Annotated in this window: 15 protein-coding genes; 6 read left to right on the top strand and 9 right to left on the bottom strand. The window is 62.9% G+C overall.

Features of this window, described 5'->3' with window-relative positions:
* The first annotated feature begins 148 nt into the window (after nucleotides 1-148).
* A complete protein-coding gene (locus Pan216_RS27420) occupies nucleotides 149-1,591 on the top strand; it encodes a sulfatase (RefSeq protein WP_419193073.1) in 1,443 nt (480 codons plus the stop codon).
* A 33-nt stretch (nucleotides 1,592-1,624) separates the two neighbouring features.
* Here the strand turns inward: Pan216_RS27420 and Pan216_RS27415 are convergent, their stop codons facing one another.
* Nucleotides 1,625-3,061, bottom strand: coding sequence for a sigma-54-dependent transcriptional regulator (locus Pan216_RS27415; RefSeq protein ID WP_145263318.1), 1,437 nt, complete (start codon nucleotides 3,059-3,061; stop codon nucleotides 1,625-1,627).
* 307 nt (nucleotides 3,062-3,368) lie between these two features.
* Between Pan216_RS27415 and dnaE the strand changes: the two genes are divergently transcribed.
* Nucleotides 3,369-6,905 (top strand): DNA polymerase III subunit alpha, encoded by a 3,537-nt coding sequence (gene dnaE / locus Pan216_RS27410; protein ID WP_145263316.1) that lies wholly within the window; start codon nucleotides 3,369-3,371, stop codon nucleotides 6,903-6,905.
* Between the two features lie 510 nt (nucleotides 6,906-7,415).
* Here dnaE and Pan216_RS27405 read toward each other — a convergent pair.
* Both Pan216_RS27405 and bcp read right to left on the bottom strand, forming a co-directional pair.
* Nucleotides 7,416-8,891: a Gfo/Idh/MocA family protein gene (locus Pan216_RS27405; RefSeq protein WP_145263314.1), complete on the bottom strand. Its 1,476-nt coding sequence runs from the start codon at nucleotides 8,889-8,891 to the stop codon at nucleotides 7,416-7,418.
* 342 nt (nucleotides 8,892-9,233) lie between these two features.
* On the bottom strand, nucleotides 9,234-9,713 hold the full coding sequence (gene bcp / locus Pan216_RS27400; RefSeq protein ID WP_145263312.1) for a thioredoxin-dependent thiol peroxidase: 480 nt from the start codon (nucleotides 9,711-9,713) through the stop codon (nucleotides 9,234-9,236).
* A gap of 163 nt (nucleotides 9,714-9,876) precedes the next feature.
* Between bcp and Pan216_RS27395 the strand changes: the two genes are divergently transcribed.
* Nucleotides 9,877-11,172: an SGNH/GDSL hydrolase family protein gene (locus Pan216_RS27395; RefSeq protein ID WP_145263310.1), complete on the top strand. Its 1,296-nt coding sequence runs from the start codon at nucleotides 9,877-9,879 to the stop codon at nucleotides 11,170-11,172.
* 835 nt (nucleotides 11,173-12,007) lie between these two features.
* Here Pan216_RS27395 and Pan216_RS27390 read toward each other — a convergent pair.
* The 3 genes from Pan216_RS27390 to Pan216_RS27380 form a co-directional block, all read right to left on the bottom strand.
* Nucleotides 12,008-12,361: an EscU/YscU/HrcU family type III secretion system export apparatus switch protein gene (locus Pan216_RS27390; protein WP_419193072.1), complete on the bottom strand. Its 354-nt coding sequence runs from the start codon at nucleotides 12,359-12,361 to the stop codon at nucleotides 12,008-12,010.
* Nucleotides 12,362-12,365: 4 nt separating this feature from the next.
* Nucleotides 12,366-14,531 (bottom strand): flagellar hook-length control protein FliK, encoded by a 2,166-nt coding sequence (fliK, locus tag Pan216_RS27385; RefSeq protein WP_145263308.1) that lies wholly within the window; start codon nucleotides 14,529-14,531, stop codon nucleotides 12,366-12,368.
* A gap of 216 nt (nucleotides 14,532-14,747) precedes the next feature.
* Nucleotides 14,748-15,404 (bottom strand): YdjY domain-containing protein, encoded by a 657-nt coding sequence (locus Pan216_RS27380; RefSeq protein ID WP_145263307.1) that lies wholly within the window; start codon nucleotides 15,402-15,404, stop codon nucleotides 14,748-14,750.
* A gap of 144 nt (nucleotides 15,405-15,548) precedes the next feature.
* Between Pan216_RS27380 and Pan216_RS27375 the strand changes: the two genes are divergently transcribed.
* Nucleotides 15,549-15,989, top strand: coding sequence for a YkgJ family cysteine cluster protein (locus tag Pan216_RS27375; protein WP_145263305.1), 441 nt, complete (start codon nucleotides 15,549-15,551; stop codon nucleotides 15,987-15,989).
* A gap of 158 nt (nucleotides 15,990-16,147) precedes the next feature.
* Here the strand turns inward: Pan216_RS27375 and Pan216_RS27370 are convergent, their stop codons facing one another.
* Together Pan216_RS27370 and rnc are read right to left on the bottom strand one after the other, a co-directional pair.
* Nucleotides 16,148-17,005 carry a radical SAM family protein gene (locus tag Pan216_RS27370; protein WP_145263303.1) on the bottom strand — a complete coding sequence of 286 codons (858 nt, stop codon included), beginning with the start codon at nucleotides 17,003-17,005 and terminating at the stop codon, nucleotides 16,148-16,150.
* Between the two features lie 304 nt (nucleotides 17,006-17,309).
* Nucleotides 17,310-18,086 carry a ribonuclease III gene (gene rnc / locus Pan216_RS27365; protein WP_145263301.1) on the bottom strand — a complete coding sequence of 259 codons (777 nt, stop codon included), beginning with the start codon at nucleotides 18,084-18,086 and terminating at the stop codon, nucleotides 17,310-17,312.
* Nucleotides 18,087-18,644: 558 nt separating this feature from the next.
* On the opposite strand from rnc, the gene Pan216_RS27360 reads away from it, so the two are divergent.
* Nucleotides 18,645-21,104, top strand: coding sequence for a hypothetical protein (locus Pan216_RS27360; RefSeq protein WP_145263299.1), 2,460 nt, complete (start codon nucleotides 18,645-18,647; stop codon nucleotides 21,102-21,104).
* Between the two features lie 264 nt (nucleotides 21,105-21,368).
* Here Pan216_RS27360 and Pan216_RS27355 read toward each other — a convergent pair whose 3' ends face one another.
* On the bottom strand, nucleotides 21,369-22,505 hold the full coding sequence (locus Pan216_RS27355) for a glycerate kinase (protein WP_145263296.1): 1,137 nt from the start codon (nucleotides 22,503-22,505) through the stop codon (nucleotides 21,369-21,371).
* 140 nt (nucleotides 22,506-22,645) lie between these two features.
* Here Pan216_RS27355 and Pan216_RS27350 point away from each other — a divergent pair, with 140 nt between their 5' ends.
* Nucleotides 22,646-23,902, top strand: a complete 1,257-nt coding sequence (locus Pan216_RS27350) for an Lpg1974 family pore-forming outer membrane protein (RefSeq protein WP_145263294.1) — start codon at nucleotides 22,646-22,648, stop codon at nucleotides 23,900-23,902.
* Nucleotides 23,903-23,948: the final 46 nt, after the last annotated feature.

Genomic DNA, 23,948 nt, shown 5'->3' with positions numbered 1-23,948 from the left:
GGCTTGGCGCGATCAGTCCTCCCTTCCGGCCCGACTCTCCCGGTTCGCCCAATTTCTGGTTCTGGGAATGAGGGGGCTGGCACGCGACGCGCCGGGGACTTTAGAATCGCCCCTGGGTTGACCAAAGACGCAGTTGATGGGGGCACCAATGGGACGACAACGGATAGTTCGCGGGTTGGGAACGTGGGCGTTGGTCGGGATGGCTCTTCTGCTGGGAGCACACCAGCGGGGGTTCGCGGCGGAGCAAGCGAGTTCGAAGCACCCCAACGTGCTCTTTCTCGCGGTCGACGATCTGAACGACTGGATTTCGGCACTCGGCGGTCACCCCGCGTCGCGAACCCCGAACATCGACCGGCTGATCGCTCGAGGCGTCCTCTTCACCAACGCTCACTGCGCGGCGCCGGCGTGCAACCCTTCCCGCGTGGCGCTGTTGACGGGACTCAAGCCGTCGACGACGGGCGTCTACACCAACAACAGCATCTGGCGCAAGGTCCTTCCAGACGCCGTCACGTTGCCGCAGTACTTCATGGCGCACGGCTACTGGGCCGAGGGGATCGGCAAGATCTTCCACGGCCGCTTCAAGGATCCCGAGAGCTGGAACCGCTACACGAGCGTCGGCTCCTTCCCCAAGCCGGCAACCACACCCGCCAATGGGATCAAGGGGACGGCTCACTTCGACTGGGGACCGGTCAGCGAGTCCGATGCCGAGATGGGCGACACCAAGTCGGTCGAGACGGCGATCACGTTTCTGGAGAGTCAGCCGAAGGAGCCGTACTTCCTCGCGGTGGGGATCTATCGGCCGCACCTGCCCTGGTACGTCCCGCAAGAGTACTTCGACAAGCACCCGGTCGAGGGGATCGTTTTACCCGAGGTGAAGGCGGACGACTTGAAGGATATCCCCGCGGCGGGCGTCAAGATGGCCAGGCCGCAGGGCGATCATCGCAAGGTGACCAAGAGCGAGAACTGGCACAAAGCGGTCCAGGGGTATCTGGCGAGCATCGCCTACACCGACGCGATGGTCGGTCGCCTCGTGGATGCCCTCGACGCGAGCCCGAAGGGTAAGGAGACGATCATCGTCCTGTGGAGCGACCACGGCTGGCATCTTGGGGAGAAGGAGCACTGGCGAAAATTCGCGCTCTGGGAACGGGCGACGCGGGTGCCGCTCGCGTTCGTGGTGCCGGGGGTGACGAAGCCGGGCGAGCGTTGTTCGCGGCCGGTCAATCTCGTCGATGTCTACCCGACGCTCTTGGAGGTTTGCGGGTTGCCGCCAAAGAAGGGGCTCGACGGGCACAGTCTGGTGCCGTTGCTCGAGAACCCGGAGGCGTCGTGGGATCACTATTCGCTGACGACCCATGGGCGCAAGAACCATGCGGTGCGTTCCGAGCGGTATCGCTACATCCGCTATGCCGATGGGAGCGAGGAGTTCTACGACCACCAGTCGGACCCCAACGAGTGGACCAACCGGGCCTCCGAGAAGTCGCTACGGCCGATCATCGAGGAGCATGCTCTTGAGTTGCCCGCGAAGGACGCGAAGGATGCTCCCTCGGTCAAGGGGAGGAAGAAGGCGAAAGAGAAGAAGCAGAAGGCGTAGGACGAGCCGGGAATCGTCGCGGAGCATCGCTCGTCAGTTGACATAGTCGCGGGCGGTGATGGCGTAGCGTTTGAGCTTGCGGTAGACCGTCGCTTGTCCCAGGCCGAGGGTTCGGGCCGCCTCGCTCACGTTGCCGTTGGAGTGGATCAAGGCGTTGATGATCGCTTGCTTCTCGATCTCGTCCATCGAGGCACGAGACGGGAGGGTCCAGGGTCCGCCGGAGGCGTGGTTGGACGTGCTCGCTTGTTCGAGGCTCCGCGAGTTCGCGACACTTGGGCTGGGGCTGGCGGCGATCTCGGGCGGGATCGCTCCGACGCCGATCGTCGGACCCGGCGAGAGAATCACGATTCGCTCGATGAGGTGTTCGAGCTGGCGGACATTCCCGGGCCAGTCATACTCGGTCAGGACTTCGAGGGCCTCGTCGGTGAAGCCGGTCACGGGGCGTTTGTTGCGGGAGGCCGCCCGCGAGAGGAAGACGGTCGCCAGCAGTGGGATGTCGGCGCGTCGATCGCGCAGAGGCGGAACGTGGACCGGGATGACATTGAGGCGGTAGTAAAGGTCCTCCCGCAGGCGTCCTTCGCGGACGAGTTGCTCCGGCTCGCGGTTGGTCGCGGCGAGGATGCGGACGTCGACGGAGATGATCTTGCTCGAACCAACGCGCTGAATGGTCCGTTCTTGAAGGAAACGGAGCAGTTTCGCCTGCAATTCGATGTCTAGTTCGCCGATTTCGTCGAGAAATAGCGTTCCTTTGTGCGCGACTTCGGCACATCCGCGCTGCACCTGGTCGGCGCCGGTGAATGCCCCCTTTTCGTGGCCGAAGATGGTGCTTTCCATCAGTTCACGAGGCATCGCCGCCATGTTGACGGGAACGAACGGGCCCTTCGGGCGACGGCTGCGTTCGTGAATCGCACGGGCGACGAGCTCCTTACCCGTGCCGCTTTCGCCGAGGATCAGGACGGTGGCGTCGGTGGGCGAAACGGTGTCGATGAGCTCGGCCACCCGTTTCATGCCTTCGCTTTCGCCCCACAGGGTCCGTTGTCCCCCGCCCCGCTCGACGAGCTCTGCCTCGAGATCCTTGATGCGACGGCGCATCTCGTGTTTCTCGATCGCGTGATGGATGATGACCTCGAGGCGATGGAAGTCGGGCGGCTTGGTCAGGTACTCGAAGGCCCCTTGCTTGATGGCGGCGACCGCGGTGTCGATCGTCCCATGGGCGGTCAGCATCGCGACTTGCAGCGCCGGGTTTTGGCGCAGCAGCGAGCCGAGCAGTTCCACACCGTCGTGTTCCCCGTAAACCACGTCGAGCAGGAGCAGCGCCGGCGACTCGGTCGCGAGCAGGTCCAAGAGGATCGATTTGTTCTCTGCGCTGAGGACACGAAACCCCATCGACGTGAGTTTCACCTCGAGCAGGCGCGAAATGTTGACGTCGTCGTCGGCGACGATCACCAGTGGTCGATTTCCATCAGGCATGCAAGGCTCGATCAACAAAAGAGATAGGGCACAGCCTCACGAGCCGACCGTCTCGCGGTCCCCGAGGGCGACGGGACAACAGCGACAACGTGGCCCGAGCGGCGTGGCCTCGCTTGGAGCGGTTCGGTACACTAATCGGCTTGGAGGGGTTCAACGAAACGGCACTCCCTCCTCACGCAATCCACGTTTCCTTTTCACGACGAAGCCGGTCACCATCTGCTCGTCGTGCCCGCGTTCCCACGGTCTGACCGCACGGTATCGAAATGGGAACGGGACGGCACGAGGAGACTTTCCCGAGGCGCTTAGGATGAGTTCAGGCTCCTTCGTCCATTTACATTGCCACAGTCACTTCAGCCTGCTTGACGGCGCGGCCAAGGTCAACGACCTGGTCGGACAGGCCAAGTCGCAGGGAATGAACGCCTTGGCCCTGACCGATCACGGCAACCTCTACGGGGCGATCGAGTTCTACGACGCGTGCCGGGAGGCCGAGATCAATCCCATCCTCGGTTACGAAGCCTATGTCTCCCCGGCTCACCGGACCGATCGTCAAGCTCGCGGTGGCCAAGGGGGCGAGGCCAGTTTCCACCTGACGATGCTCGCGACCAATCGCGTCGGCTTCCAAAATCTGATCAAACTCTCCTCGCAGGCTTTCCTCGAGGGCTTCTACTACAAGCCCCGGATCGACAAGGAACTGATCGAAGCGCACCATGAGGGCCTGGTCGTCCTCTCCGGGTGCGCCGCCAGCGAATTCAGCAGCCTGATCCTGGGCGGAAAACGCAACGAAGCCCGCCATTTGGCGGAGTGGTTCGCAAAGCTCTTTGGAGAAGAGCGGTTTTTCATCGAAATTCAGGACAACGGACTCGAAATTCAGCGCGAGTGCGCCGACGGGGCCATCGAAATCGCCAACAAGATGGGCCTGAATCTCGTGGCCACTTGCGATACCCACTACCTCTGCCAGGAGGACTCCTACGCTCACGAGGTACTGCTCTGCATCAATACCGGCAAGACCATGTCGGACCCCAAACGGATGCAGTACGGCAGCAACGAATTCTATCTCAAGTCCGCCGAGGAAATGTACGCCGCCTTTCCGGATCACCCCCAGGCGGTCGACCAGGCCCAAAAGATCGCCGACTCGATCGACATCGATCTCGACTTTAGCAAACGCCACTTTCCGGTCTTTCTCCCACCCGAAAACAAGACCGATAAAGACTACCTCCTCGAGCGGTGCAAAATCGGATTCGAGGAGCGTTTTCCCAACACCGACTACCCCGACGGACCCACCGACGCTCACTGGCAGCGTCTGGACATGGAACTCGGCGTCATCAATAAGCTCGGGTTCGCCAGCTACTTCCTTATCGTTTGGGACTTCGTGCAGTTCTCGCTCGATAACGGAATCCCTTGCGGCGCCCGTGGTTCCGGTTGCGGCGCTCTTGTCGCGTACCTCCTCGGGTTCTCCAATGTCGACCCGCTCAAGTATGACCTGCTCTTCGAGCGCTTTCTGGACCCCAATCGAAAAGAAGCGCCCGATATCGACATCGACTTCTGCCAGGAACGGCGCGAAGAGGTCATCGAGTACGTTCGTCAAAAATACGGCGAACAGAATGTCGCTCAGATCATCACGTTCGGCACGATGGCGGCCCGGGCCGTCGTCCGCGATGTCGGGCGCGCCCTGGAGTATCCCCTCGCGACCGTCGACCAGATCGCCAAGATGATCCCGGCCCTGCCGAAGATGACACTCGAGAAGGCGCTCGATCAATCCCCCGACCTCAAGGCCGCCTACGACAGCGACTCCGAGACCAAACGGCTGATCGATGTCGGCCGTCGCCTCGAGGGCCTCGCGCGCAATCCCGGCACCCACGCCGCGGGCGTCGTCGTCGCCGACGAGGAACTCTCGTCGATCATCCCCCTTCAGAAGAACGGCGAGATCGTCACCACGCAATGGGAAATGACGATTCTCGAGCAAGTTGGGATGCTCAAGTTCGATTTCCTCGGACTGCGCAACCTGACGATTCTGAGCCGAGCCGTCGAGATCATCCAACATGTCCGCGGGATCGAGATGGACGTGCTCACCATCCCGCTGACCGACAAGGAGACCTACGACCTCCTCCAGCGAGGAGAGACCAAGGGCGTGTTCCAGCTCGAAAGCGAAGGCATCCGCGGGCTTCTGATGCGGATGAAGCCCGACCGCTTCGACGATATCATCGCGACCGCCGCCCTCTACCGTCCTGGACCGCTCGGCGGCGGTATGGTCGACCAGTACGTCAACGTCAAGCACGGCCGCGAGCAACCCGAGTACGCCCACGACGTGCTCAAGGGCATCCTGGAAGAGACCTACGGCGTCATGGTCTACCAGGAACAGGTCATGCGAATCCTCAATCGCCTCGGTGGCATCGAACTGGCCGATGCCTACAAGTGCATTAAGGCGATCAGCAAAAAGAAGATGGAGGTCATCGCGAAGTATCGCTCGCAGTTTATCGAAGGCGCGGAAAGCTGCGGGCTCAAGGGCTCGAAAGCGGAAGAGATCTTCAAACTGATCGAGCACTTCGCCGGCTATGGTTTTAACAAGAGCCATTCGACCGCGTACGCCCTGGTGGCGTACCAGACGGCTTACCTCAAGGCGCACTACCCCGCCGAATTCATGGCGGCCCTGCTCTCCAGTGAAATCGACAAGACCGACATGCTCGTCGAGCACATCGACGACTGTCGCCGCATGGGGATCGAGGTCAAGCCGCCCGACGTCAACGAAGGGGAAGTCGGCTTCACGGTGGTCGAAGGAGTCATTCGTTTCGGCCTGGCCGCCATCAAGGGGGCGGGAGAGAAGGCGATCGAGGCGATTGTCGCCGAACGCGACAAGGATGGACGCTACCGGGACTTCTTCGACTTCCTGGAGCGGATCGATACCAAACTCGTCAACAAGTCCTGCATCGAGGCTCTCATCAAGGCGGGAGCCTTTGACAGCATGGGAGTCTTCCGCTCGCAATTGCAGGAGGCGCTCCCCATGGCGCTGCAAGCGGCCGCGTTCGCTAGGGACGCTCGATCCAGCGGGCAGGGGTTCCTGTTTGATGGCGAAGACGAGGTGTCGGCCGAGGAGACGAACCAGTCGTTGCCACAGATCGACGAATGGTCGGACAAGGAGAAACTCGCCCACGAGAAGTCAGTCCTGGGCATCTTTCTCTCGAGTCATCCCCTCGCGGAACATCAGCGAACGCTACGGATCTACCGCACCCACGAGATCGCTCAGCTCGATTCGCTCACCGACCGCACGCCGGTCACCATCGGGGGGATGATCACGGGCGTGCGGACGATGATCCAGCAGCGCGGCCGCAACGCCAACAAGGCCTACGCCCGCTTCATGTTCGAGGACCTTGGCAAGTCGATCGGGTGCGTGATGTTCGCCGACTCCTACGCCGAGTGGAAGGAGAAGATCGTCAACGATTCGATCGGCTTCCTGATCGCCTCGGTCGACAAGAGTCGCGACGAGGTCGGTCTTATCGCCGACGAGTGGATCGACCTAGAGCAGGCTTCCAAACGGCTTTCGGGAACGCTCAGCGTCCGGGTTAACTCGGCGAAGCACGAGTCCGACTCGATCGATCAACTCGCGAACATCCTGAAAGGTCGCCAGGGCAATTCGCCGGTGATGCTCGAGGTGAGTTCTCCCGAGGGGGTCGAAGCGCAACTCCGTGTCGGCGACGGGTTCAAGGTCTGCCTGGACAGCGAACTCATGCAGCAGATCGAAGGGTTGCTGGGAGAAGGGTCGGTTTCCATCGGGCCCGCGATGGCCCCTTCCAATGGCAACGGCAATGGTCACTCCAACGGCAACGGACATCGCCGCCGTCGTGGATAGGTAGGGTACGTTGTTCCAACACGGATATGCATTCCCATCACCTCTCCTTGGGGAGAGGTCGGCGAGCGAAGCGAGACGGGTGCGGGAGACTCCGGCTCGCAAAACGAAGGGTGACTATCAAAGACGAACCCCCTCACCCCTAACCCCTCTCCCACGGGGAGAGGGGAACAAGAGGCTCACTCTCCCACGGGGAGAGGGGAACAAGAGGCTCACTCTCCCACGGGGAGAGGGGAACAAGAGGCTCCCTCTCCCACGGGGAGAGGGGAACAAGAGGCTCACTCTCCCACGGGGAGAGGGGAACAAGCAGGAGCAGGCGAGGCTTGAGACCCACGTCTTCTGCTCCTCCTTGGACAAGAGGGAGATAGAGGGGATCTTCGGCTCTGCCAAGAAGGTGCCTCATTGCTGACGTAGCATGGCACCTAAATCCTTCTGGTGGGCTATCCTCCAAGAAAGGAAACAGGCCCGGATTGCTCCGAGCCTGCGTCGCTTAAGTAATCAGTCGCGGATTGCCTAGGTCGCCTTTGCGGGATCGACACCGTTGACCCACGGGCCGGCGAGCTTCATCCACGGGGGGCTGCGGAGAAGGCTGCCCTTCTCTCCCGCGTGCCAACCGATGACGTGGCTCGGCTTGCCCTTCTCGATCGATCGCTGCTCCCACTTTTTCGCCCACGACGCGTCGGCGTTGACGGCCTTCCTGTTGTCCTTGTCGAAGAAGAGCGCCCGTCCTTCGCGGTAGCTGATCACGCCCATATTGATGATCGTGATCGCCGCGGCCCCGATCTCGGGATCGTTGTTGGTGTGGAAGTTGCGCGAGCGGATGCACTCGACGAAGTTCGTCCAGTGCAGCGTGTCCTCGCTCCCTTCCGGGCGGGGGGCTTGGACTTGCTCGGTCTCGTTCGGCTTCTGGGTCTCGTAGATGACATCCCGCTTGCCGAGGTTTTGGTTTTCGATGTCGTAGCGACCCTTGCCGCGGAAGACGACCGTGGCGGTATGGCCGCGGATGACTTCCTGGATCTTGTAGTCGTTGCACATCGTCGAGGTAACCAGGAGTTGGGCTCCCTCGTCGAAGTCGGCGACGACGGTCGCGACGTCCGGCACGGTGCGATCGTCATACTCGAGGTAGATGCCGCCGGCACCGACCACGCGGGCGGGCTGACGAAGGCCCATCGCGATGATCATGCGCGTCGTGCGGTGAACGAAGAGGTCGGTGAACATGCCCCCGCCGTAATCCCAGTAGCAACGCCACTGCTTAAAGCGCGCCCGGTCGAAGGGCACCTTCGGGGCCAAGCCGAACTTGGTGCCGAGGAACATGTCCCAGTCGATGTTCTTGGGGGTCATGTTCTCGGTCAGTTTGTAGTTCCGCCACATGCCGATGTTGCTGTTGCGGTAGTAGTGGGTCTGGCCTTGAAGGACCTTGCCGATCCGGCCATCGATGATCTTGTCGTTCGCGTGGCGGTATTGCGGGTCCGAGGTCGACTGAACACCGACCTGCATGACGCGATTGTTCTTCTTGACCGCGTCGACGACCGCGTAGGCCTCTTCGATCGTCTTGGTCATCGGCTTTTCGCAGTAGACGTCCTTGCCCGCTTCGCAGGCTTCGATCGTCATCTTGGCGTGCCAATGGTCGGGCGTCGCGATGCAGACGACGTCGATGTCCTTGTCTTCAAGGAGCTTGCGGTAGTCGGTGTACTTCTTGCATTTGGTCTTGATGCCCATCTCGGCGTTGGCATCGTCGATCTTTTTGGCCGAGTTCTCGAGGTACTCGTCGAAGACGTCGCAAACGGCCATGCAGAGGAGGTTCTGGCTCTTGCTGAGCTTCAGAGCCGTGCGGATGTGTGCCTGGCAGCGCCCCCCGACGCCGATGAAACCGATCTTGAGCGTTTCGCTGGCCCCGGCGACTTTGCCGGCCGCGTTGGCGCTGGCGGCGGTCGCGATCACGCCGGCCGCCGAGCCTTGAAGAAACCCTCGTCGGGAAAGATCACCCATGAGTCGCTCCTACCTTCAGACCCCTCGGTCGAAGCCGCCACACAGCGAGCCCGGGCGTGGACGAGCGAGGAACCCTGCGTCGATATTGTCTGTTCGTACTAGTGCACCGTCAAACGTCCAAATTCGGGTTGATGGTTACGCAACTCGTTCTCACTGGCTGACAAGTAGCCAGTGGCACCCGAAAGTCCGGTCTTGACAGTGTACTAGAGTGTAGCCGCGCCGAGCCGGTCGAGACAACTAGGAACACCCGGATTCCTCGACCCGGCGCCGCGCAGGACTGACACTCTTTCCCCCAACCCCCAAGCTTAACGTCGACGACTCGCGACGCCAGTGGGCGGCGAACTAGGCGCCCAGATGTTCCTCGAGGGCTTCGAGGACTTTCGCGGCATGCCCGTCGGCGCGGACGCTCTTCCACAACTTGGCGACCTTGCCGTCGGCGTCGATCAGGTAGGTGGAACGTTGAATGCCCATCTTCTTCTTGCCGTACATGTTCTTTTCCCGCCAGGCGCCGTATTTCTCCGCGACCTTGTGGTCGGGGTCGGCGAGCAGGCGGAAGTTGAGCTCGAACTTGTCGCGGAATTTCTCGTGGGAGGCGACGGTATCGGGACTGACGCCGAGGACGGTCGCGCCGTGCCCCTGGAGCGTCTCCATGCTGTCGCGGAACTGGCAGGCCTCTTTCGTGCAGCCGGGCGTGTCGTCCTTGGGATAAAAGTAGACGATGACGGGGCTTCCCTTCAGCTCGGTGAGCTTGACCTTGCTGCCGTCGTCCGCCGCGAGCGTGAAAGCCGGCGCCTTCTTGCCGACCTCGATCCATTCACCCATCGGACTCTCTTCCTCTCTTGCGACTGGTGGAGATGACTTCTCGGATTACCGCTGCATTGTAGGAGGGATCGTTTCCAACGGGGATACTCTTCGTTAGGATCGAGCCCTTCCGGACGAGGTCCGCGAACGAGAGAGAAACGAATTGGGGAGACCACGCGAACCGATGCACACGCTACGAACACGATTGACCCTACTGGCGGCCCTGGCAACGCTCGCGTTGCTGGCCGAAAACGCCAACGCCCAACGCCCGTTTGCCCTGAAGGATGGTGAGACCATCGTCTTCGTCGGCGACAGCATCACCCAGGGAGGCGACTACATCGGGATGGTCGAGGACTACCTGGTGACGCGTTTCCCCGATCAGAAGTTTCGGGTGATCAACACCGGGCTCAGCAGCGAGACGGTCTCGGGCACCACCGAGCCCGATCACGACCCGCCGCGTCCCTGCTTGCACGACCGCTTCGACCGCGATGTCGCCCCGCTCAAGCCCGATGTCATGATCGCTTGCTACGGGATGAACGACGGCAACTACCACCCCTTCTCCGAGGAACGCTTTCTCAAGTACCAGGCAGGTGTCCGCCGACTGATCGACCGCGCCGAGGAGCTTGGCGCCCGCTTGATCATCTTGACCCCGCCTCCCTACGACCCCTATCGCCGCAAGCTCTCCGACGCGGAAGTCGTCCACTACGGCTACAAGTTCCCCGCCGTCGACTACGACGACGTGCTCGAACGGTATGGGCACTGGCTGATCGGCCTGCGTGGCGAGGGCTACACCGTCGGTGACGTCGGCACGACGATGCGCGATCACCTGGCTCGCCAGCGGGCCAAGAAGGTCAGCTACACGCTGGCCCGCGATGGAGTTCATCCCCAGGCGACGGGCCACTGGCTCATGGCCCAGGCTCTCTTGCAAGCGCTCAACGCGCCCGGCCGTAGTGGCGAGTGTTCGATCAACGCGAAGAGCCTCACCGCCGACAAGGGCGAGGTCAGCGGGCTCAAGAAGCTCGACGGTGGGGGAGTCGCGTTCTCGTGGATGTGCCCGATCCCGATGGGCATCGATCCGCGCGTCGAGGCCGAGGCGGTCCAACTCGAGGAAGTTCACGATCGCTTCAACAAGACGCTATTGCGGGTGCGCGGTCTAGCCGAGGGGAAGTACGACGTCCTGGTCGATGGGAAGCGCGCTCTGCGGACTGACGCCATGGCGCTTGGACGTGGTGTCAATCTGACGACGACCAAGGATTTTCCGCCGATGAAGCGCGCCGCGGAAGTCTACCAACTCATCAGCAAGCGGCGCAAAAAGATCAGCGGCGATTGGCGCAAGAGCAGGGGAATCGACGATCCGAGCGGCGCGGCGAGCGTCGACGCGCTCGAGAAGGCCGAGCAGGAGACGGCGTCCCAACTCGAGGAGGCTCGCTCCCTCGCCCAACCGTTGAAGATCGACGTCGAGGTCGTCCCGGCGAAGTAGTCGACGTGCATGACGTTTGAGTGACAGGTCCTCCTCACCTCTCCTTGGGGAGAGGTCGGCGGGCGACGCGAGCCGGGTGAGGGAACGAAACGCCCTGAATGAGAATGCGGATCGTCGAAGAATAGCCCCCTCACCCCTAACCCCTCTCCCACGGGGAGAGGGGAACAAGAGGCTCACTCTCCCACGGGGAGAGGGGAACAAGAGGCTCACTCTCCCACGGGGAGAGGGGAACAAGAGGCTCACTCTCCCACGGGGAGAGGGGAACAGTGCGTACGGATCGGGCACGTGATGCCCCTATGCCGAAGGCATTGACTAGCGTATCCCAGGGTGCGCGAAGCGCGACCCTGGGTTCGGATGATTCCTTGTCCACGGTCCAGCCAATCGCGTGTAGACAACCCCGCCGGGGTTGCTCTTTCCTATTGTCCGTATCCCAGGGTGCGCGAAGCGCGACCCTGGGCTTCATTAGACAACGACGCTGCCGTTGAAGATGTCATCCCATCCGCTCTTCTTGCTCGGTGACCACGTCGAAGCGCGATCCACCCTACGGTTTGGGGTTGCTTCCCGGCGTGTCCGTATCCCAGGGTGCGCGAAGCGCGACCCTGGGCTTCATTAGACAACGACGCTGCCGTTGAAGATGTCATCCCATCCGCTCTTCCTACTCGGTGACCACGTCGAAGCGCGATCCACCCTACGGTTTGGGGTTGCTTCCCGGCGTGTCCGTATCCCAGGGTGCGCGAAGCGCGACCCTGGGCTTCATTAGACAACGACGCTGCCGTTGAAGATGTCATCCCATCCGCTCTTCTTACTCGGTGACCACGTCGAAGCGCGATCCACCCTACGGTTTGCGGTTGCTTCCCGGCGAGCGGTCCTTGGCCATCATCTCGCGGACCTCGTCGTAGCGGTTGTTCATCCGATAGACGTACGCCATTACCTCGGCGACCGCGAGGAAGAGCTTGGGCGGGACCATCTGATTCACGTCGAGCTGGCAGAGGATCTCGACGAGGTCGGGATCCTCGTAGACATCGACGCCGTGCTCGCGGGCAGCGTCGATGATCCGATCGGCAAGTTCGCCCTGACCGCGCGCGACCATGCGCGGCACCGCATCGTGATCCTGATCGTAGCGCAGCGCCGCGGCCATCTTGCGCCGCGTCGGAGCGCGTTCGGCATCTTCCGGCGGAACTGTCGACACGTCGTCACGCCTCCTGGTTGAGTCGCTGGCCGGGGTCGGATTCGTCGGGAACCAGCGCCAGAAACGCCTGCCAAAGATCGTCGAGATCCTCGGTCGGCGTCGGCTCGGTCACCCTTCCCTTCTGTCTCACTGTCACCGTCGCGCCTTGGTGCCCCGCCTGCTGAAGCAGCTCCCGCAGATCGTCGGCTTGCTCGCCGAGGATGCTCTCGATCTCGGAATTCTCCACCGCGAAGGAGACCGCGATCGCCGGTCCGACCGAGGTGAGTGTCGCGAGCACATCGCCCAGACGCGTCATGTTGAGAAAGAGCGCCACGGTGAAGGGATCGTTTTCCGACGGCGGCTCGGCCTGTCCTCGCTCCCGGTAGAAGACGTGCAGCCTCGCCTCATCAATCCCGCTGCGTGGATCGACGGGAAGCTCCACGAATTGATAGTGAGTCGGGGCTTCCGCGTTACGCACCTGTTGGGAGGTCAACTGATGGACGAGCTGATCGGTCTGCGCGAGGGCCTCGCGAATGGTGTCACCACCCGAGGGAGACGAATGCGCCGCCAACTCCTGCAGCGACGATCGAAGCTCGAGGAGCTGGCCCTTCAAGTCGTTCTGAAAGGCGACCGATTCGGGGCGAGCGGTGCTCGTCTCGGAAGATGTCGCACTCCCGCCTGGCGTCGGCGTGTCGGCCCGATTGGTCGCGAGGGCCGCTTGCTGTTCGGGGCGCGCTTCGGTCGACTCCGGTGGCGGGGCGTGCTGGGCATCGGCGGAAACGATTTGCGGATCGGCCGGTTGAGCGAGGGGACGAGTTTCGGTCGCCGTCGCGTTGGCGAGCGTCAGCGCGTCGATCGCCGCTCGGGAGAGCGGTGCCCCGCTGAGGCCGGCGGCGGTCGTTTGCACCCCAGGGGAACTGGGAAGGGCGGATCCCCGGGCTTCGGTGGTGATTTGGCTCAGTCCCGAGAGGGCGTTACGCGCCAGGGCGACGCGCGCCAAAGTCTGCTGAACGATCGTTGAGGGCTCCTGCTGGTTGCGCGACAGGTCCTGCAATTGTGCCTTCATGTCGAGCAGATTGCGGACCAAGTCGACGCGTTCGAGGGCCTCCTGCATCGGGGCGCTCGTTCCCGGCTCTCGACTGGCGTACGCCGTCAGTTGTTCCCTTACCGTCGCGAGCTGATTGCGGATGTCGGCAATTGCCTCGCGGAGCGTTCCTCGATCGGCCGCCTCGGACGTCCCCTCGGGGATGGGAGGCTGGGCGACGACGGTGCGCGCGGCGTTCGTGGCTCCCTCGGTGGTTTCCGACAACGTCGGTGCCGTGGACGTATTGGAAACCGTCGCCCCGGTCGTGGCGCGGACGACGTTCCCCTCCAGGCCGCGTGCGAGCGGCAAGAGCCGATCGGAGAGAAACCGCGACAGTTCGCTCGGATTCTCAAGCGTTTGCGATTGCAGGAGCTGGCTCGACAGGCGTCCCAGCGATTCCGCCAGGTTTGTTTGCCCCGCCGGATCGTTCGATTGCACGACGCGCGAGATCAGCCCGGTGAGGTCGCGAAGCTGGCCTCCGAGGCCTGGGGGACGGTTCTGAAAGTCGTTGAGCAACTCGGTGATGCGCGGGGCCAGTTCCGGCCTGCGCGCCAGCAGTCGATCGAGGGCTCCGTCCGGTCGGACGAGGGGAGACGTGGACGGTGCCGAGGCGGCCTCGTCGGTAGGCGCGGCCGGCGCCGCCCGCGACGTGTCGTCGATGACGCGCAATTCGAGGATCGGGCCGGTTCGACCCGACGTCGGAAGCCGGAGCTGCTCTCCCTGGACCGCTCGCCGTGCTTGCTGGTCGACGATTCCCTCGTTTTCGAGGCCGGCCCCCTGGGGTCGCGCCTCTGGGGAACCGGCTTCCGCGACCAGTCCGGGCGTCCCGCGACTGGAGCCGTCGCCAACTTGGAGGGTCAAGACCTGCCCGGGAGTGAGCGATTCCCCACTGGAGGTGACGAACTCGTTGCCCCGAATCGATACGCCGAAGAGCCCATTCCCGAGGGTGCGGGTGACGACCGCGCGGACGATGTCGCCTGGCTGCAACCTTCCGAGAGCACCGTTCGAACGCCCCGTCTGGTCGGTCCGCTGGGTAAGTTGAAAGACGGCGTCCTGGTTGACTAGCGTGGCACGCGTCATGGCTTGCTCGGGCAGAAAGTCGGTCAACGAGGCCCTGGTGTTCCCCTGGGGTGGAGGCTCTTGGGGCACGATCCGTACGCGGGGCGATGCGCGAGTCGCCGCCGAACTCCGTAGGCCCGGCGACGTGGGCGCACATCTCCCACGAAAGGTCCATTACAGTTTAGCTGACGAAATGGCCCGGGGATGGGAAACTGTTGAGCCTTTGATGAAGGCTTCTGGCGCCTTTGGAATAGTGTGGATATTTCAGGGAGAAACGGGTTTGAAAATGACGCGAACCGGCGTTCCGACCTCGGGGATCGCCGCCGTGCGGGCGATAAAGAGCAGATCGGCGTTGGACGTCGTGCTCTCCTTGGCGATGTCGATGACCGATCCGGGGAAGTTGGCCACGCAGACCAAGTCGCCTTCGTCGCCGAGCCACGTCGCCCGCTTCGCCCCTGGGGCCCGAACAAACTGGCTTCCCGTGAAGACGAAGGTCGCGTCCATCGGCTTTTTTGTCTTCACGTTTTGAATCCACTCGCGGGCATCGAGGCGCTTCATCTTCCCGTCGCTTCCCTTGACGTCGAGCAGGATCTCAATCTGCTGGCCCGTCGGTGGTTTGTACGGTTCGAAGCGAGCGGGGTGACCTGGTTTGGCGCCCGCCAGAAGGAGGGCCGTCTGAAAGGTGCGCGGTTCAATCGTCGCGGCGAGAATCGACTCGTGTTCCTTGCCCCCCTTGGGACACAACAGCAACTCAAGCGGCCCTTCACGCAACACGATCTGGGCATCGATGCGAACTTCGCCGCTGTCCAAGTCGACTTCCAACTCGGGCGTCAGGCGGCGGACGCGGTCGGCGGCTTGCCCCTTGGCGACGCCGTCGGCGGAGAGAAGCGAGAGCAAGACGATGGCCGCGATAGTGTTCATAGCTACAAGACTAATCGCGCAAGCGCGCTTCGGCAAGGCTCCGTGCCTCTTCCGCGAGTCGGAGGAAGCAAGCATCGACGGGGCCGTCGCGATCGGCTACGATCGTACGATCCAGCAAGACACCGCCCTACGAGGATGGAGACCATGATCACGGTCGCCGAGCACGCCAGGAAGCCGAACCGCGACGAGTTGCCCAAAGGGGCGAATCTCTGCGAGTATTGCACCGGCAAATGTTGCCGTTACATCGCCCTGCCGATCGACACGCCCACCAAGTGGAAGGACTTTGACGAGATGCGTTGGTATCTGTCCCACAAGGACATCAGCATCTTCGTCGAGGACGAGTCGTGGTACCTAATGGTTCATCGCGACTGTGAGCATCTTCTCGAGGACAATCGCTGCGGCATCTACCTCGACCGGCCGCAGATCTGTCGCGATCACACCACCGACGACTGTGAATACGACGACGACTTCACCTACGAGAAGATCTTTGAGAACGATGTCCAATTGTGGGAGTACGCCGAGGTGGTCCTCGGGCCGAAGCGTGTCCGGGAACGCTCCTGGGGCGTTCTTCCGATTGGCGGCTAGCGGAAAAGGGCTGATGGTGGGTCAAGACCCACCCTGCTCGCGAACCTGTCCGGCTAGCGCTCTGTTCCAACTTGACGTTGGTGTTGGTGCAACCCCAACCCTTTGGCACTGGCTGACAAAGAGCCAGTGGCGCCCCAAGACTTAGATGGACCAGTGCCCTAGCTGAATTCGCCCGCGAAGCCCATCTGTCCGACGCCGACGCATCCGGGCATCACCGAGCGTGCGACGGCGACCATCTCGTCGCGATAGGCGAGCGCGGTCGACCCGGGCTCGATCTCTTCCATCACCATCGGCAAGGGAGTTCGCAGTGTGCGGGAACCGTTGCTGCTGCCATCGCCTTCGATGAAGTGATCGATGATGACCGCGTCGGCGCACTCGCGGACACGCTCAAAGAAGATCTTGGGCTCGCGAATCGGGAGGAGCGGGGCGACGGTGATGACGACCATCGCTCCCGTTTCCCGCTGCAACTGCCGGGCGGCGTCGAAGCGGCGTTCGATCGGCGAGGCGTGGCGTGGCAGTCCCTTGATCGCTCGTCGATCGGTTTCGATGCTGATGTGGACGCGCAGTTCGCACTTGCCGGCGAGTTCCTTGATGGCCTCACGGTGATCGAGGACGCGATGGGTGTGCGTTTGCAGGATGAGGCGATCGGGCGGTTGCTCGGCCATCGCGGCCAAGACGCGCCGAGAGACCCGGTGACGTCCCTCCTGCGGGAGGAAGGGATCGGTCGCGCTGCTCATGAAAATGCCGAAGAACCCATCGCGACGATGGGCCCATGCTCGCTCGGAGCTGTACTGGCGGCGGTAGACGTCATCGGCGTTGGTGCGGACTTCCAGGAACGTGCCCCACTCGCGGCCACGCATGATCCAGGGGCTGTGTTGGACGTAGCATCCCACGCCGCACAGCGACTGGCCGAAACTGCATCCGCGATAGGGTTGCAGGGAGTGGGAGACGACGCGCCGAAGATAGCCCGAGGTTCGCGTGAGGATCGAGCTGACCTCGGTCAATTCGATCTCCATGAGGATGCTCCAAGGGACTGGTCGACACCGAGGGTTGCGATTTGTTTCCGCACGCCGTTGGCTTGACAGTGAGTACGGCTTGCCTGGCGATGGACGCTCGATGGAGAGCGGCGACGATGGCGGCGTTCCGCCCCACTCGGGTTGGCAGCCGGTTGATCTATTCGCTGCCGGCTCCGAACGGCCCTCTTGACCAATCTCCGCGTCGGCGAAACTCGACGGATCGACGTATTCGCCCGCGTTCCTTTTCCTCGATCTTGGCGAACAGGGTTCGTTCTCGCCTTGGCCCGCTTAAATCAACGGACTGTTAGTCGTCCGCCGCGTAGGGGACTTCGCGCCCACCGATCTGACAGAGTGCGTTCAGGGCGGCGCGCTGCTCCGCTTCCTTCTTGTTGCGACCCCAGGCCGCGGGATAGCGAAAGTTCCCGATGACCGCGGTGACCCTGAAGAGCTTCGAGTGATCGGGGCCCTGTTCCTCGAGCATCTCGTAGGTCGGCGTGGCGCCAAATTCCTTCTGCGACATTTGCTGGAGGATCGACTTGAAGTTGCCGCCGTGGTGGCCGCTGGCCGCCTTTTCGATCTCCGCTTCGGTGTGGGAGAGGACGAACTCGCGGGCCGGATCGATGCCGCCATCGAGATAGATCGCGGCGATGAGCGACTCGAAGACGTCGGCCATCACGCTCGCCGGGATGACTGACTGGCTCGCCATTCCCTTGCCGAGGATGAGGAACCGCTCCATCCCGAGTTGGCGACTGATGCGAGCGCAGGTGCGTCGACTCACCACGACCGACTTGATCTTGGTCAGTTCCCCTTCGAGGAGTTGGGGGAATCGGTGGTAGAGGACTTCGCAAATGACCAGGCCAAGGACCGAATCGCCGAGAAACTCGAGTCGTTCGTTGGAAACGACGCGCGAATCGGCGCTGGAGGCGTGCGTCAAGGAGCTGATGAGCAGCTCGACGTCCTGGAACTGATACTTCAGAAGCTCCTGGCAGTCGACGAGCAACTGTTCTTGCTCGCTAACGCTCGCGGTGGTCTTCCGAGATGCGGAACTGGATTTCTTCTTGGCGGCCTTAACCGTCGTCATGGCGCAAACGCTCCATGGGCAGGCGGCACCCACACGGTCCAAGCGCACGTGTCTTCTCGTGAAGGAAAGAGAGAAAAGAAGAAATGAAACCGGGATACCAAGGGATCCCCGCTTCATTTGTCCTTTGCTCCGCCGCCCACGTTGCCGTAGGTGACACAGGAAAGACTATTCCAGAGAACGGGACTCTCCTCAAGGCCTGTTTTCCGAAAACGTTGCCGACGGCGTCTCTCGCTGAGCTTGGAGGACCATGCCCGACGGGGTATGGGTTGCCCTAACACCCTGTCGCAAGGGCTGATCGGTGAACCTTGGCATTTCTGGAGGTCGTGAGCTGTTGCTCGAACTTCCTCGGGCGAGTTGGAGCGTCTTGTCCACATTTCGGACCGTTTTGGGACATTCCGCGGCCGATTCTGCGCAAACTGGGGCAAGAACAGCGCCGAACCGGGCTGTTTTTCTTCCCAGACGCCCCTTCGCGGACTGCCGGCGGGCGACCTTCTAGAACCTCAAGGGCTTCGCGACGTCTTGCCCGAGTTCGACCTAACCTCCGCGAGAACGCAAATCATGCCGCTGTCGACGCGAGCGCTCATCAATCTCGAGTATCAGCAAAAAGGAGCGTTCCTCGGGCTCGCGGTCCTCGTGGTCGCCGGTGTCCAAACCATTTCGGAGTCGGCGATGCTCCTCGTCGCGTCGGTGGTGCTGATGCTCGCGACGATGGTCGGGCTGTCTTGGTGGAGCCGTCGCAAGGCGCCCGATGTTCCGAAGTCGATGCAGCAAAATATGTTGGCGTCGTTGGTGCTCGCGATACTCGAGCATCCCGGCAGCATCTACGTCGCGGTCCTCGCCGTCATGCTGGTGGCGGTGCTCTTCTTGGGATGGCCCCTTTGGGCTCCCCTGGTGGCGGTCGTTGTCGGGGGACTCTTCGGCTGGGGACTCCACCTCTTCCTCCGGCTCGACCCGAAGACGCGACGCTGGACCGCGATCGGCTTCGTCGTCGTCGTCGCGGCGGCCGCGGGGTTCCTGGCCTACCTCGGCGGCGAGATGCTCGCGGAGAGGTTCGAGACAAGCATCGCCGGGGGAGTCGCGACCCTCGTGGTGGTGCTGCTCTTTTCCCTGATGGTCTTGGCCGGACGTGGCGAGGAGTCGGAACTCGAGATCGGAATCCTCGCGCTTGGACTCGCACTGGCGCTGGCGAACCTCCAACTTCCGATCGCCGCCCAACGACTCGTCCTTCTGGTTCCACTTGCCCTCTTCGTCATCTACTGCGAGCGAGCGCGGAAGAGCTTCATCGTCCTGAAGCAAGTCATTCGCGGGCTCCACGATGAACAGTCGGGACAACTGGGGCAGGCGCTGATCTGGTACCGTCGGGCCCTCGCGATCGATCCCAAATCGGAAATGGCTCGGAACGGGAGCTGGCGTGTCCATCGCGGTATCGACCTACGCAACGTGACCGAGAACCAGGAACTTCTCGAGATGGTCGATCCGGTCGAGTGCCTCGATCGCGCTCGTTCCCTCCTGGATCGGCGAGACCCCTCGGGGGAAGAGCTCGAGGAAGCGGGGCAACTGCTCGACATTGTCGCACATCGTCGCGACGATGTGCCGCTCACCATTGGCTACGAGCGGCTGCGAGTGCTGCTTGCCCAGCGGCGTGGCGACGAGGCCCTTCGCGTGGCGACCCAGTTGGTCGTCCGGCGGCCAAGCGCCACGTTCGAGATTCCCAACCACGAGGCCGAAGCGCTTTTCCTGGTTTGGGCGGAGTTGACGAAGCATCCGCTTCTGGCGGGGCCCGGCGGTCTCGCCCTGCTCGATTCGGGTCAGCATCTCTTGGCCTTTCTGGCGAGCGTCGAACGGCGTCTCGAACAACGTCCCGACGATGCCGACGCGGCTTCCTTCAAGGCGTTTCTCTATCCGAAGGTGACGCTCGAGCTCTACGAGAAGTTCCTGCACGCCAGCCCCGGCGAGTCGCTCGACTGGTTCGACTTTCGCGCGATGCGTGACCTGGGCCGACGCCGGTTGGAGGAAGAGAACGACCTCGCGGGTGCCGCCGACGCGACGCGCGTGGCCGAGACCGGATTGACGCAAGAGCGGCTTTCGTTGTGGAAGCGGCTCGCGGAGATCGAGGAACGGCGTGGTTCGGACGAAGCGTGGCGTTGGCGGGAGCGGATTCGAGACTTTGGCCGCGAGGTCGGCGTCAGTCGGCTATCGACCGTGGAGCAATCCGCCTTCTACGACGCGGTCCGGCAACTCGCCGAGCGAGCGCACGCCGCGGGGGAGATCGAGGCCGCGATCGAGCACTACGAACTCTACGCCGACGCCCCGACCAGCGGGCAGCGAACCCTCCGTCTGCTCAAGTCACTGCACGAAGAGCGCGGCGATCGGCTCGCGGCGATTCGGCCGGTCGAGCTTGCGCTGGCCTACCAGCTTTCCGACGCCGAGAAGAAGGAATGGCTCGCGGAAAAGCACCGCCTCTATCGAGACATCACGCCGCCCGAAGTCCAGTCCCGGCTCGTCGCGGTCGAACGGTTCTTCGACTTTTGGTACTGCTTCCGGGAAGCGAAACGGCTGCTCGAGCAAGATGCCGACCTCGAGTTGGTCAAGCACTACCTCGAACTGGCGGCGCTCGGCGGATCGCGCCTCGTTCCGCAGGTGAACTACCTGCTTGGGCGGATCAACTACCGACAAGAGGCCTACACCGACGCGGCGGCGTGCTTGGAGCAGGTGGTTCAGGCGCGGCCGGAGCGATTCGCCAGCTCCGAGGACGAAGAGATCTACTTCAGTTCCTGTCGATTGCTCGGCGACCTCTATCTCGATCGTTTGGATGACCCCGACCGAGCGGTCGAGTGCTACCTCATCTACAAGGACTATCTAAAGAGTGGCGCGGAGACGCTCTTTCGCTTGGGATGTGCCTACGAGCGTTCGGGCCGTCCGAAGAACGCCCGCAAGTGGTACGACATGGTGCTCGTCTATCCAGGCCATCCTCGGGCCAGCGACGCCAAGGAAGCGCTCGCGCGTCTCTCGACGTAGGCCTTCGTTCTTCCCGCGAAACAAGTTGGGTGGGCGATATAGGGTGGGTCTTGACCCACCATCGGCGACAGTCGGCAGGCACTGGCCGACAAGCAGCCAGTGGCACCTGAAGTCGTTGCATGCCCACGTCAAACGTGTTCCGCGTGCCCACGACAAGCGTGGGCGGGGAACCCAAGAGAATCGTGGGCACGGAACCAACCAACAAGAGGACATTGGTGCCCAACCTCTCCGGCACCGGGAACCTCGTTGGTGACGATCAACCCGCTATCTCTTCGCCACGACATAGAGCCGCATCACCTGTTCGGCGGTGTTCGCGAGTCGCTCCTTCGCCTCGGCGTAGGCGTCGGCCAAGGTGCCGGGCCGGGGCGTGATGGAAAAGTAGGCATCGATGCCGTGATCGAGGACCGCCTCGACGCCCGGCTTGAGCGCTCCGGCGAGGGCGATGACCGGGACGCTCTTGCGCTTACAGCACGCCGCCACCCCCACCGCCGTCTTGCCGAACTGACTCGAGTGATCGATCGCGCCTTCGCCAGTGAGGCAAAGCTCGGCGCCCTCCGCCTTCCCGGCGAGGTCGACCGCTTCGATCACCAGGTCGATTCCCCGGCGAAGGGTCGCCCCCGTGAACGCCATCAGGCCGCCGCCAAGTCCACCGGCCGCACCGGCTCCGGGTACGTGTTCGACGTCGATTCCGACATCGGCGCGGATGCGTTCGGCGAAGTGCTTGAGGCACCCGTCGAGCGTCGCGACCATTTCCGGGGTGGCGCCCTTTTGCGGGCCGTAGGTGGCCGAGGCGCCGGTCGGTCCGGTGAGCGGATTGGTGACATCGCAGGCGACTTCGATCATGACATCGGCGAGGCCGGGGAAGACCCCCGACGGATCAATGCGCGCCAAGTGCTCGAGTCCCGCCCCGCCGGGGGGGATCTCGTTGCCGTCGGCATCGAGCAGGCTGTAGCCGAGAGCCTGCGCCATCCCGGCACCGCCGTCGTTGGTCGCGCTTCCCCCGATACCGACGATGAGATGAATCGCTCCTCGCTCGACCGCGGCCTGGATCAGTTCCCCCGTGCCGAAAGTGGAAGCGGCGAGCGGATCGCGCTGATCGGGAGGAACGAGCATCAGTCCGGAGGCGGCGGCCATCTCGATGACCGCGGTGCGACCGTTGCCGAGGAGGCCGTAGGTCGCCTCGACCGGATCGCCGAGAGGGCCGCGGACCGTCTTGCGATGAAAGGTGCCGCCGGTCGCTTGGACCAGAGCGTCGACCGTTCCCTCTCCGCCGTCGGCCATCGGGACCTCGAGGATCTCGGCGTCGGGAGCGATGCGCTTGACGCCGTCGGCCATCGAGGAGGCGACATCGGCGGCCGAGAGACACTCCTTGAACGAATCGGGCGCGATCAGGATGCGCATCTTCCCTCACTTGGCGTTATCGCCGTCGTAATCGTCACTCTCGTTAAACTTTCCACTCGTCGGACTTCGATACAAGGATAGGACGAGTCCGGCCAATCGCCGGTCGCGTGGGGATCGTCGAGGCATAAGAGGCAAAGTGGATGAACGTGCGAGCCGGCGCAATTTGCCTCAGCGTGACTCTTGGGCTGATGTTACCACGGCTCGCGTGGGCCGCGGGCCCCTTCGTGACCCAGGGCGGATACTCCAATCAGCCGATCGAAGTCGTCGATGACGCCGATCTCGTGCCGGCACCGATTCGAACGCCGACCAGTCGCGCGCCTCGCGTGACGCACCCCGCTCCGATTCCCTCGAGCACGATGCCGTCCGAATCTCTTCGGGAGCCGAGTCTCCCGTCGAGCATGGAACTCCCGCCGGGGCACGAGCCGATGGAGTGGACGCCGCACACCTGGGAGGAGAGCCTTCCCATGGAGGAGCCGGCGCCGATCGAGTCGGTCATGGCGGCCCCGTGTGGCTGCGTGAAGGGGTGCGGCTGCATTGCCGCCTACGCCGACCTGCTGATCATGCGTCCGACGGTCGGCAACCTCAATTTTGTCATCGATGGCGATCTCGTGGGGACGCCTCCCCAGTCGCCGGTCGGGTCGGTCGAGAGCTTGCAACTCGATTGGGATCTCGGCGTTCGCGGCGGGCTCGCGTTCGAGGCCAAGTCGGGCTGGGATATTGACTTCAACTACACCTACTTGCACACGAATGACTCGCGAACGGTCGCTCCGAGCAATGGACGCGTCATCCTCCCTCGGGATGCGAATCAGTCGCTCACCTTCGCCGAGGCCGATCAAGCTTCCGCGAGCGCCGGCTTCGACTATGACGTCTACGCGCTCTCCTTCGGGAAGTGGTTCGATCCGGCTCCGGGATTGTCGTTGCGGTTCAGCGCCGGTCCACGGTTCGTCTCGGTCGATCTCGGCATGAATGTCGACGCATCGCCGATCTACGTCGACCCCTTCCTGGTCGCTCAGCAGAGTCGCGTTCGAGTGACGAACCAGTTCAGCGGCACCGGGCTCGTCGCCGACGGCGAACTCCACTGGGTGTTGGGACGCGTGGTCAGTGTCTTCGGTCGTTTCGGCGGCGGGGTCTTCTACGGACAGTATCGCAACGACTTCTCCGAGCATTGGGACAACCACACGATCTACGACCTGACCCGGCGGGTCAATCGCTCGATTCCGATGATCGAGGCGGCGATGGGAATCTCCCTCCGTCATGGGCATTGGGAGCTGATCGGCGGCTACGAAGTCGTTAGCTGGATCGACCTCTTCGAGCGGTCGGACGCCGACACGCTCTTGACCTCGACCAGCAATCTCGGGTTGGACGGTGCCTTCTTGCGGCTGATGTTCGTCTACTGATCGTGAGAGTAGAGATTACGTGACAACACGGTTCCGGTGGATGTTG

This window comes from Kolteria novifilia (assembly GCA_007748055.1).
Lineage (GTDB): Bacteria > Planctomycetota > Planctomycetia > Kolteriales > Kolteriaceae > Kolteria > Kolteria novifilia.
Note: the sequence above shows the minus strand (reverse complement) of the source record. Positions and strands in the feature narration are given on the sequence as shown.